Source organism: Coxiella endosymbiont of Amblyomma americanum (assembly GCF_000815025.1).
Lineage (GTDB): Bacteria > Pseudomonadota > Gammaproteobacteria > Coxiellales > Coxiellaceae > Coxiella.
The window spans coordinates 188,686-200,578 of sequence record NZ_CP007541.1; the positions used below are offsets into that span (position 1 = coordinate 188,686).

The window sequence follows — 11,893 nt, forward strand, 5'->3', positions numbered from 1 at the left end:
CCGAAAAGAAGAATAAAAGGAGTGAGTATGCTGAATGAATTCAAGGTTTTTTCCTCGCCATGTTGCGATTATAATGGATGGCAATGGTCGATGGGCCAATCGTCGTGGGTTACCAAGGACGGTTGGTTACCGAGCTGGAGCTAAAACTGTCCGAAAAGTGATTGGCTTTGCAAGAAAAAAGGGAATTGAGATTTTAACTCTTTTTGCTTTCAGTATCGAAAATCGAGCACGTCCTCAAAAGGACGTAAGTTTTTTAATGTCATTGTTTTTAAATGCTTTAGAATGCGATACAGATACGCTTCATAAAAATAATATCTGTCTTAGGGTCGTGGGGGATCACAAGGAGTGCGATAGCAAACTACTTGTACAGATTCATGCTTCTCAAGAACTTACAAAAAATAATACAGGTTTAAAATTAGTTATTGCCTTAAACTACAGTGGTCGTTGGGATATTGTACAAGCAACACAAAGACTGGGTGAGAAAATTCGAAATGGAGAATTAAATCCTAGAAAAGTAACAGTTAAACTATTTCAAAAACACTTGTGTTTAAACGACTTACCAGATCCTGATTTGCTAATTCGTACTAGCGGTGAGCAACGTTTGAGTAATTTTATGTTATGGCAGATGGCGTACACAGAAGTTTATTTTACGTCCATCTGTTGGCCTGATTTTAGCCCTAGCAACTTTGAACAAGCATTAGCGTTTTATCAAGCACGTCAACGACGTTTTGGATTAATATCGGAGCAAATTAAAGAATAAAAATAATGTTTTTTAGATGCCGCGTGCCTACGTCACTGACGTTAATTACTTTTTTATTTCTAGTAATTCAATATTTATCTATGCCGTGGTTTGGTTATTTAATTGGCATTGTGGTGGCTCTGGCAGCATGGGAATGGTCTATTTTATCAGGAATGAAAAATTTTTATTTTCGAGTTTTTTATGTGCTGTCTATTCTGTTAGCTTTGATAGGTATATATTATCTTCCAATTTTTTGGATATCAACTATATCCTTTTTTGTTTGGTTATGGGCAGCAGCAGCTGTTATTTGCTATGCAAAGAGGATTAATCCTTTAGGATTCCAATACAGCATAATAAAAATTATTATGGGTTTTATAGTATTAACGTCCTTCTGGATTTCTGGAATTGCGCTACGTAGTACTAATGGTTCTCATTGGTTGTTATTTGGTCTAGTGTTGATTTTTTCTACAGATATAGGAGCTTACGCAGTAGGTCGATGGTGTGGAAGGAGAATATTAATTGCGCGTGTAAGTCCTAATAAAACATGGGAAGGATTATTTGGTGGTGTCCTTTTGACGTCGGCGATCACTGTTATTACTTTCTATATTTTTCATCTGTTTTTTCTTCGATTAATATTAGCAAGTTTTTTATCTCTGGTTGTAGCTATTTTTGCAATTATTGGTGATTTGTTCGAAAGCATGCTAAAACGACAAGCCGAAGTGAAGGACTCTGGCCGATTGTTTCCTGGTCATGGTGGAATGTTAGATCGTATTGATAGTACTCTTGCTGCACTTCCTGTTTTTCTTTTATACTCCATCTATGTTTCTTCACTTATTACATGAAAAAACGCTGTATTATCTATACTCTCTTGGTCAATTATTAATTTTTTCAAGTGTTTTGCACTTTTCCTATTTTTAGATCCCGTGTCTTTTTTAATATTATGGAATTATTATTATTGTTTCTTTATTTTCTTAAAATTCGGTATTCCTTTTAGCGCAATCTTTAGGGCTCCAGAGATCCAAGGAGTAAAATTTTGTAGATTTTTTTTAAGTTCTTCTTTTAAAATGGGAAAATTAATCCATCGAATAGCACTAATTTCCCTTGTATTAAAGGCAATCTTTTCAGTAGTTACAAACCCCACAAATATATGATCGTACTCATTCTCAATTAGATGATTATCTACCTTAGCGGTATAACGGAATACTCCTACTTTTCTTAATGGGATTTTTAATCCTATTTCTTCGAACAGTCGTCTTTTACTTGCTTTAATAATATTTTCTTCAGGTCTTGGATGTCCACAACAAGTATTTGTCCATAATCTCCCACTGTGATATTTATCAGGATGTCGTTGTTGAAGAAGTAATTGCCATTCATTGTTTTTCCAAGAAAAAATAAAGATTGAAAAAGCACGATGGAGTTTTCCTTCATGATGCACTTTTATCTTTTCTTCACTACCTAGAATTCGATCTTTTTCATCAACAAGTATAACTTTTTGGTAAGTAGTGTTTTTAAAAGGTGAAACGATTTCAATATTGGGAAAATGATACCTTATTTTCTCATTATCTTTTTCTAAAAATAATAAATTGATGTTCGCTCCTGCGTCTTGAGTAAAATAAATTTCCATTCCTGTTGCTCGAAGTTCCCATATTTTTTGTATCATTTGAATGGTCTTTGGGGAAAAATACATTAAAGGTGGCCATGCGGATAACATTGTGGCATGCATAGCCAATGCATTAGACTCAGCAGTCCTTCCTAAAAGAGAGAAGTTTTTTTGAGTAATAGCTTTTTTTAAATGAAAAAAATCTTTATTTGCTTTTTTAAGCCATGCGGTATAAAGTGCAGCAGTCGATACAGTGCGATTCATGCCTTCACGTGAACTGATTTTCTTTTTTTGAGAACTTATAATGTAAATTCCAATACGCAAGGATGGCCAATGTGCGTTTATCGGTTCTGCATAGCTATCCATTCCATTAGGATCAGTCCCACGATACCACTGTACAAATCCATTAAAGATTGAACGACAAGCACTGCCACTGCCTAATCGTGCGAGAATTGATAAAGTTTTTTCGTCTAAATGCCATCCAAAGAAATCATTAACTGCTTTTACAATAGCGGCATAGCCACAAGCGGATGAAGCAAGCCCAGCGGCAATAGGAATATTAAAGTGAAGTTGTAATCGCACAGCTTGTGTATTAAATACCAATTCCTTTAAAAAAGCCCATAAGGAGTGTTGTTTATAGCAATTCTCTGTATTTAACAAATTATTGTTAACAATTAATTCATGACATTGTTTTGTTGAAAAAGAAATTTTTGCATCGGCACCTTTATTATCTAGAGACACAGATAAACTTGAAGTGAATGGTAAATTAAGTTCTAGATTGCGTTTCCCCCAGTATTTACATAAAGCAATATTTGAAGGTGCAAAAGCTTGACCAAAAGATTTAATAGGCACTCTGTTTTTTTTCATGAGTAATTTTTGAAAAATTTCATTGTATCTCATCAAATTCTGCTCCTTTAGAAATAATGGATAGTGGAATTTGCTTAACTCCAAGTTTTCTTTCTTCTTTATTACGCGGGAAATAAGTAGGTAAAAATTTTCCAACTCCAATAATACAATCACCAAAACCAGAACCAGATATCTTAGCACCTAAAATATTGGGCTGTTTACGCAGGGCATAGATCAAATTTTCTAAAAAAATATTACTAACTCCCATAGCTGTCATAAGTTCTTGTCCTGAGTTGAATAGATTACCTAAAGCAATCCAATTGCGAGTGTTAATAATGTTAATCGCTTTTATAGAAAGAGCATGCATTTTTTCCTCTATCTTTTTATAGTCAATTAAACATTGTTGACGCTTTTTATTAATTATGTTAATTGCACGAGCAGTAGAAAGTTTATTTCCTGAGTAAATCGCCACTAAAGGCGGTTTTTCTTTTAAAGAAATAACTGAAAAAGGCGAATTATTAAAAGCAATTACACCGCCAAAGATACTTGCTGCGCAGTCTGCTCCGGATCCTACACCTTGTACTCGGTGAATTACTTGTAATGCTGCTTTCCAGAGATCTATTTTAGTTAACGACTTCTTATGCCAACGATTTAATACGATTAGTAAAGCTACAGTGATTGCTGCTGAACTTCCTAATCCAAAAGAAGAAGGCAAATCAGAAGTAACTTCAATATTACATCCGGAAAGAGGCTTTACAAAATTTAGTGCTTCTAATATGAATTCAAAAGGAGCTTGTGCAAAAATTTGATGGCGACTGATGTGTAGTGTACCTAAATCTGAATCTATAAAAATTCGATCGTCGTTACGCGGTTTAAGCGCTACAAAAATAGATTTATTAATGGCGGCCACCAAAGCTGTTTTGCCGTGTAATACAGCATATTCTCCAAGTAGTATTAAACTACCAGAGGCTTTCGCTCTATACAATATGAGTTCCTTGACTGTCAATTTGAATAGGCATAATAGTATACCTATATTGTTCTATGAGATTATTAATAGAGGCATCAGATACAACTAAAATGATGCCCCCGTTATCGCCTTTTACGCTTCCTGCGCCACAAATTTTTGCTGCACCGCCTGTTTTTTCTATGTCAATAATAAAACGATCAACTTTATCAGGTACAACACCAATAGTTTTGAGTAATTGATGATTTTTTTGAATACAGTTTTTCACTTTTTCGTAGTTACCTTTTTGTAATGCTTGATCAAATTCATTAGTAACTGCAGAGAAATCGTCTCCAATATGACTTTTCTTGAAATAAGAAGACACTTGTGAGACGCACGCTCCGGTGCTGCTTTTCGGTTTTCCAGTTTGAACTAATTGCATTGAAAAATTTTTAATTAAGCGTTTTTTAAACTGTCCTTTTTCATAAAGAAAACTTCCACCGTGATAAACGGTGTGTAAATCTAGTCCGCTAGAGTAACCGTGTTGCAAATTTTCCGATTCCATACCTAATGTAAAACATTTTTCCAAATCAAAATTTGCATCTAAAAAATGTGTAAGTGCGTGGATTAAACCCATGATGCTGGCAGCTGAAGATCCTATCCCATAACCTATAGGAATATTAGAATCGATGATAATATCTATACCAAAAGGCAACGATATGCTTTTTAAGTTATCTAATACATTGATAAAAGTGAAGAGTAAAAGTTCAGAGGATTCTTTTAAGACTTCCTGAATATTTAAATGCTTTGAACGATATTTTTTATATTTATCCTTAAGTGTTCTTTTTAATTTACGGAGTGTCTGCAGTGCGACAGATCTTTTAAAACCAATATTTACAAAATTGAAAGAAAAATGTAGTGAAGTAGACCAGTGAATAATAACATTTGTGTAATAATTTATGGCTACAGCCAACGCTGAATGTCCATAAACTATGGCATGCTCTCCTGATAAAATCAGTTTGGCAGGTGTTCGTGTTTTTAAAAAATATTTCTTTTGTATCATTTAATTCTCAAGTAGTTGACTTTGTGCTTGCGTTTCCTTTTACTAAGAAAGTTTTCATATGCATTAATATATGGCTTTTAAGATTTATATTAACTGAAGACTTACTCGTAATTCTTAGACAATAAATGCCTATTTCCATAGTGTTTAAATTTACTTTTTATTATCCAATATCTATATCTAAACTACGACACAAGGACCAGATGATTTTTTTGAACTCAGTTCTTATAGTAATTTTAACAAATAAATTAAACAGAGTGATTACTTATTTTACCTTATTTATTTTGTGATTAATTTTTTGTATTATGCTGCGATTTATAACTTATAAACACGTAATTTACGAAACGTTCGACATATAACCTACAAATGGGTGTTGGAATACCGGTGTAATTACTAATAAACATGCGCAACTCCTTTGACGCACAAAACGTGTAATACACGCAAGGAGATACAAAATAAAAATATTTCTTTCTATGTCTATTTAAACTCTTATCTTTCATTTTATAAAATAAGAGTTTAGAATTTGATGATTTAAGGGTAGGAAGTGAGTTAAAGATCCGGATTGGAAACAAACGGTCAAATATTCTTAAATTAAATATATCCTCTCAGTTTGTAGGACAGTAATAATAAGGTTACTAAGTGATTTTAAATGATTGGAAATTACTAGTATAGTCTTTGCTATAGATAATCATAAATTGAGTGTTATAATACCATTTCTTTATAGTATTTGGTACAAAACAGGGGTTATTGGTCAATCTTCCAAGATTGAAAATTATCAGAACTCATTCTCGTCTTCGGATAAAGTGAAAAATAGTAAGGAAATAAAAATTCACATTTAATATTAATACTTAATTATGGTGAGACCTCTTCATAAACGCCTTTTATTCACAATTGCTTTTATTGTGCTCTGGATTCCTCTGAATCTAGAAGCTCATGATTTCATTGTCCGATTTATTCGCATTAGAGGCTTGCAAGAAATTTCGGAAAGTACAGTACGTCATTATCTTCCAATTAGTAAAGGACAAAAATACACTTTTCGACAAGGTCAATTTATCATCAAAAAGCTTTATAAAACCGGTTTTTTTGACGATATTAAAATCAGTAGTTGTGGGAAAATACTTGTCATCACAGTAAAAGAACGTCCTACTGTAAGTGTTATCCATCTTAACAATCAATCTGTTATTACTAATAAAAAATTACGTCTCATTTTGTATAGATATGGAATTATAGAAGGACAGATCTTTGACCCTTTTAAATTAGAGCAGGTCAAGCAGGGATTAGAACAACAGTACGGCGTTATGGGATACTATTCTGTTCATATATCTACTAATGTTGTTAGAAAATCCTCTAATCGTATAGAGCTTTACATTAAAGTAGAAAAACCGAAAATTGCAAAAGTTTATTCGATTCGATTTATTGGAAATCAGTCGTTTAAGGAGCATATTTTGTATAGACAATTTAAAAAACTAATCAGTACTGGTTTTCTAGATACGTGGATTGGTAATCATCGTGCTAATCGTTATTCACAAATTAGATTAGAAAAAGATTTAGAAAATCTTACTATATTTTATTTGAATCATGGTTATTTGCGTTTTCGACTCATTTCCTATGACGTACAATGGTCATCGGATAAAAGTAAAGTTTATATTACTGTTCATATTAATGAAGGACCAGCATACTACGTTAATATGTGTGAGATAAGTAGTGCAAATGGTGATGTGAAGAACTTATTGCGTCGGTTTATTACATTAAAATCAGGAGATACTTTTTCTCGGAAAAATGTTATTCGTATTAGCAATAATATTCGAAATTTTTTAGGAAATCAGGGATACGCGTTTGCAAAAGTAGTGATCATTCCAATAATTAACGATAAAAGACATTTAGTTAATATAAAATTCAATATTATACCTGGTAAACTCGTTCACGTACGATGGATTAATTTTTTAGGTAACCAACATACAAATCAAGCAGTATTACGTAGAGAAATGCGTCAGTACGAAGGTAGTATATATTCTTTATCCAAGATTGAAGAATCAAAACGACGTTTAGCATTATTAGATTATTTATCTGAAGTCGCTTACACAGTGCAACCTGTGTCTAATTCTATTGATCAAGTAGATTTATGTTATCACGTAAGAGAAATAGCATCTGGAAGAGCTAGTATTCAGGGAGGATATTCAGATGTCTATGGATTCTTATATGGTGTTAGTGTAGTGGATCCTAATTTTATGGGGTCTGGAAAATATATCGCGATTAAGTTTCAGAACAATCAATACCAGCGGAATTATTCAATTATTTATAATAATCCTTATTACACGGTTTGGGGATTACAGCAAGGCGTTTCAATGTATTACTCTCGTGTCCGTCCGGATAAAAAATTTAATCTTTCTCCTTATTTAGAAGATGGCTATGGCATTGATATTGCTTATAGCTATCCAGTTTCAGATCATAATATTGTCATGTTTAGTTATGGTATAGGTCATGTTGCTGTTAACAATGTCGATGTCGTTAACGCAGCACCGAGCGTACTTGCATTTTTAGGCACGATTAACGGTGTGCAAAATGTTAATGCTATGTATAATCAAGTTAAATTGGCAGTAAATTGGACTTATAATAAGCTTGACCGTACTATTTTACCAACTACAGGTCTCTATGTGGGATCGGTACTAGAAGTGAATATTCCTATTTTCTTCGTACCCAGTCTAGATTATTATTTAGCGACGTATACGATGAAATATTATCGTCCGTTATGGAAAGAGATGGGTCGTAATAATGGATTTATTTTGAATGTATTAGCGACTGTTGGTTATGGAAATGGGTTTGACCGTAATAGTCGCTTGCCTTTTTTTAAAAACTTTTTTTCTGGAGGTATTGGATCTCTCCCTGCGTTTGCCCCCAATTCTTTGGGACCAAAAAATCGTTATCCTCTCGGTAGGGATTTTGGTGCCATCGGTGGAAATCTAGAAGTTATTTTTGGAGCGCATTTGATTTTTCCACAATTTTTTAGTCAAAATGTTCGTACTGCTATTGTATTTGATGCAGGAAATGTTTTTCAAGTGCCTCGATTTTTTGGAGATATTGCGATTCCAGCACGTGGAGGAGCTTTTGATCCTGAAGCTAATACTAGACCGCAAATTATACAGGATGATAGATTTTCTCTTAAAAATTTACGCTCCTCATTAGGTCTTTCTTTGGAGTGGTATACTGCTTTTGCGCCCATTGATTTTACTTTAGCGTTTCCATTAAGTAGAAGATCTGGAGACCATTTTCAAGCGTTTCAGTTTTCTTTAGGAATGATATTGTAAAAGATAATAATGTAGTAAGATCTCTCCGCCACACTTTGTGGAAATAATGTTCTTGGTTTGCATAATAACCTGCATTATAATGCACAGTGATTACCTTACTTTGATTTAGCATGTGGAGAGATTCATGAAAAAATGTTTATTTAAGGCTGTTTATTTATCAATAATGATGGGTTGGGCAGCTTCTGTTGTTGGACAAACTATAGGGGTAGTAGATATTCGACAAATTTTTCAAGTCTCACCACAAATTAAGGATATTAATACAAAACTTGAAAAAAAATTTTCATTACAGCGCGAGCAGATTGTTGATTTAAGTAAATGCTTAAGGGAAGATATTAAAACATTGCAACGCAATGCATCTGTAATGAATAAGAAAGAATTGGAGAATGTACGTGATAGAATTCAAAAAGAGCAAAAGGAACTCCAAAAAGTACAGATAGTTTTTCAAAGAAATTTGTATAAAGCGCAGAGTAAAGCTGTGAATAGGTTTATGAATAAGATTTTGAGTGTTGTGAAAACAGTCTCTGAAAAACAGAAAATAGATTTAGTTTTACCAAAAAGTGCTATCCTTTATGCTAAAGACAAAAAAGACATTACCTCCAATGTGATTGCTGAATTAAAATAAACTACTGTATTTTGCGATTTACATTGAAAATGACTTATACACTTAATGAATTGGCAAGTGCTATCGGTGCAACCGTGATTGGCGATGGAAATTGCAAGATTTTTGACGTTGCGGCGATCACACACGCCCAACAAGGAGAAATCAGTTTTCTCATAGACGGAAAATATAAAAAATATTTAAATACAACAAAAGCTTCAGCCTTATTATTAGATAAACAGTTGGCAAAAAACTGCCCTACAAATGCTCTTGTCATGTCAAATCCTAAGTTAGGACTGTCCAAGTTGTTAACCTTATTACGACCTCAAATGATACTAAAATCAGGCATTCATGTTACAGCTGTTATTGGTAAAAACTGTAAAATTGATTCTACAGTTTATATTGGACCATATGTGGTTGTAGAGGATAATGTTGCGATTGGTTCCGGAACTGTTGTTAAAGCTGGCACAAACATTGGTTTTGGTTCTCAAATTGGAGAAGATTGTTTTTTACATAGCCGAGTAACTATATATTCTTATACAGTCGTTGGTAATCGAAACATTTTTCATAGTGGTGTGATTATTGGAGGTGATGGGTTTGGTTTCATGAAAGATGAACGGCATCAATGGACTAAAATTCCACAAGTTGGTCGAGTAGTTATTGGTGATGACGTAGAAATTGGGGCAAACACTACGATTGATCGTGGTGCAATTGAAGACACAGTGATCAGTAATGGTGTTAAATTAGATAATTTAATCATGATTGGTCATAATGTTTGTGTAGGTGAACACACTGTTATTGCAGGCTGTGCTGGAATTGCAGGAAGTACTACTATCGGTCGTTATTGTATGATTGGAGCAGGAGCAGGTCTTAATGGACATATTAATATTTGTGATTACACCGTTATTACAGGTATGGGAATGATTCAAAAATCTATTACCACTCCTGGAGTGTATTCATCAGGAACAGGGATGCAGCCCAATTTGGAATGGCGAAAAAGTGTAGTGAGATTTCGACAACTTAATGCATTGACAAAAAGATTAAATCGATTAGAGAGGTCATATAATGAGTGTAATGGAAACCAGAGAGATTAAACAATATATCCCTCATCGGTATCCTTTTTTATTGGTTGACAGAGTAATAGCAATGGAAAAACATAAGTCCTTGATAGCAATTAAAAACATTACAGCTAATGAACCTTTTTTTATGGGACATTTTCCTGTTCGTCCGATAATGCCAGGTGTTTTAATTATTGAATCTTTAGCACAATCAGCAGGAATTTTAATTGTTAAATCTCTTAATTTGCCTGAATACCACAAAGAGATTTATTTTTTTGCTGGGGTTGATAATGCACGTTTTAAACGTATCGTTGAGCCCGGGGATCAATTAGTTTTGGAAATTAAAGTATTAAAATCAGGTCGTCTATGGAAATTTGAAGGAGAGGCAAAAGTTGAAGGAAAGCTCGCTTGTAGAGCTGAATTTATAACAATAAAAGATAAATGAAAAGGATAAGTAGAGTGATTGACGAACAAGCACTGGTTCATTCTAAAACAAATATTGGATTGAACGTGACTGTTGGTCCTTGGACTTTCATTGGTGAAAACGTTGTAATTGGTGATGGAACACAAATTGGTGCTCATGTAACCATTAGTAGAAATACTGTGATAGGAAAAAACAATAAGATTTATTCGTATGCTTCTATTGGTTCTGATCCTCAAATTGTTGGATATAAAGATCAGAATACCGGCTTGGAAATTGGAAGTAGAAATATCATTCGTGAATTTGTAACTATCAATCGTGGTACTTATGAAGGCCATGGTGTAACTCGACTTGGTGATGATAATTATTTGATGGCTTATTCACATGTAGCACATGATTGTCGTGTAGGAAATGGTATTGTTTTTGCTAATACTGCTTCTATTGCAGGACACGTTGAAGTTGATGACCATGTAAATTTAGGTGCTTTTTCTGGAGTACATCAGTTCTGTCGAATTGGCGCTTATTGTTTTTTAGGACGAGCAACGAAGGTTTATCAAGATATACTGCCTTATATGCTTGTTACTGGAAATCCGGGCGTGCCTACAGGATTAAATGTTATCGGATTGCGTCGACATAATTTCAGTTCTAAAGCAATGCAATCGTTAAAATTGGCGTATCGACTGATTTATCGCGCTCGTCTTAAGTTAGAAGATATTTTGGTTAAACTGAAAAAACTAGCAATGGTAACTCCTGAGATTACTCCATTATTAATCATGATTGACAGCTCTATTCACAGGCGTGGTTTTGCCCGGTATAACAAAAGTAAAGAGCAACTTCCCACACACGACATCTTTTCTTAATGCATTATCGACGCTCCCGAAAAAATTTTTTTAGAAGGAAAGCGCATTTATCTTCTAGCATTCCACCTTTCCATGAAAGGTAACGATTTATCAGTGAATTATTTAACAGTTGAAAACTACTGATAATCTTCTTAGACCGAGGACGATAGGCTCCAAAAACAAGACGTTGGATTCTGGCTTGTATTATCGCCCCAAAACACATTAAACAGGGTTCTAAAGTGACGTAGAGGACTGTCCCCGTTAAACGATAGTTACCGAGATTTTTTGTAGCTTCTCGAATCGCAAGTAGTTCTGCATGAGCAGTAGGATCTATTAATCCAATGGGATGATTAAATCCTTCTCCGATAATTACATTATTTTTTATTAAAACTGCCCCAATGGGTACTTCTTGATTTCTTTCAGCCTTTTTTGCTAAAAGAAGTGCTTTTTGAATGAAAAATTCGTCGGTCATATATACACATCA

Annotated in this window: 11 protein-coding genes; 7 read left to right on the forward strand and 4 right to left on the reverse strand. The window is 33.9% G+C overall.

Annotated features, from left to right (window positions below; all coding sequences use genetic code 11):
- The first annotated feature begins 34 nt into the window (after window positions 1-34).
- Together uppS and Z664_RS00865 are read left to right on the forward strand one after the other, a co-directional pair.
- Window positions 35-760: a polyprenyl diphosphate synthase gene (gene uppS, locus Z664_RS00860; protein WP_039669855.1), complete on the forward strand. Its 726-nt coding sequence runs from the start codon at window positions 35-37 to the stop codon at window positions 758-760.
- Window positions 761-765: 5 nt separating this feature from the next.
- Entirely contained in the window at window positions 766-1,581 is an 816-nt protein-coding gene (locus Z664_RS00865; RefSeq protein ID WP_039669856.1) for a phosphatidate cytidylyltransferase, read from the forward strand.
- Window positions 1,582-1,691: 110 nt separating this feature from the next.
- On the opposite strand, the gene mvaD is transcribed toward Z664_RS00865, so the two are convergent.
- Genes mvaD through mvk form a run of 3 tightly spaced genes read right to left on the reverse strand, consistent with a single transcriptional unit; the run spans window position 1,692 to window position 5,191 of the window.
- Window positions 1,692-3,206 carry a diphosphomevalonate decarboxylase gene (gene mvaD / locus Z664_RS00870; RefSeq protein WP_245591083.1) on the reverse strand — a complete coding sequence of 505 codons (1,515 nt, stop codon included), beginning with the start codon at window positions 3,204-3,206 and terminating at the stop codon, window positions 1,692-1,694.
- 19 nt (window positions 3,207-3,225) lie between these two features.
- Window positions 3,226-4,170 (reverse strand): mevalonate kinase family protein, encoded by a 945-nt coding sequence (locus tag Z664_RS00875; protein WP_230206118.1) that lies wholly within the window; start codon window positions 4,168-4,170, stop codon window positions 3,226-3,228.
- Window positions 4,163-5,191 carry a mevalonate kinase gene (mvk, locus tag Z664_RS00880; protein WP_039669858.1) on the reverse strand — a complete coding sequence of 343 codons (1,029 nt, stop codon included), beginning with the start codon at window positions 5,189-5,191 and terminating at the stop codon, window positions 4,163-4,165. Before mvk ends, Z664_RS00875 begins: the two co-directional genes overlap by 8 nt.
- Window positions 5,192-6,042: 851 nt before the next feature.
- On the opposite strand from mvk, the gene bamA reads away from it, so the two are divergent.
- From bamA to lpxA, 5 genes are all read left to right on the forward strand, one after another.
- On the forward strand, window positions 6,043-8,493 hold the full coding sequence (gene bamA, locus Z664_RS00885; RefSeq protein ID WP_039669859.1) for an outer membrane protein assembly factor BamA: 2,451 nt from the start codon (window positions 6,043-6,045) through the stop codon (window positions 8,491-8,493).
- A 124-nt stretch (window positions 8,494-8,617) separates the two neighbouring features.
- Window positions 8,618-9,115 (forward strand): OmpH/Skp family outer membrane protein, encoded by a 498-nt coding sequence (locus Z664_RS00890; RefSeq protein ID WP_039669860.1) that lies wholly within the window; start codon window positions 8,618-8,620, stop codon window positions 9,113-9,115.
- A 29-nt stretch (window positions 9,116-9,144) separates the two neighbouring features.
- A complete protein-coding gene (gene lpxD / locus Z664_RS00895; protein WP_039669861.1) occupies window positions 9,145-10,185 on the forward strand; it encodes a UDP-3-O-(3-hydroxymyristoyl)glucosamine N-acyltransferase in 1,041 nt (346 codons plus the stop codon).
- Window positions 10,157-10,594: a 3-hydroxyacyl-ACP dehydratase FabZ gene (fabZ, locus tag Z664_RS00900; protein WP_039669862.1), complete on the forward strand. Its 438-nt coding sequence runs from the start codon at window positions 10,157-10,159 to the stop codon at window positions 10,592-10,594. The genes lpxD and fabZ overlap by 29 nt, the downstream gene beginning before the upstream one ends.
- Complete coding sequence (gene lpxA, locus Z664_RS00905) at window positions 10,591-11,430, forward strand: acyl-ACP--UDP-N-acetylglucosamine O-acyltransferase (protein ID WP_230206119.1); 840 nt, start codon at window positions 10,591-10,593, stop codon at window positions 11,428-11,430. The genes fabZ and lpxA overlap by 4 nt, the downstream gene beginning before the upstream one ends.
- Before the next feature lie 4 nt (window positions 11,431-11,434).
- On the opposite strand, the gene tadA is transcribed toward lpxA, so the two are convergent.
- Complete coding sequence (tadA, locus tag Z664_RS00910; RefSeq protein WP_039669863.1) at window positions 11,435-11,881, reverse strand: tRNA adenosine(34) deaminase TadA; 447 nt, start codon at window positions 11,879-11,881, stop codon at window positions 11,435-11,437.
- Between the last annotated feature and the right edge of the window lie 12 nt (window positions 11,882-11,893).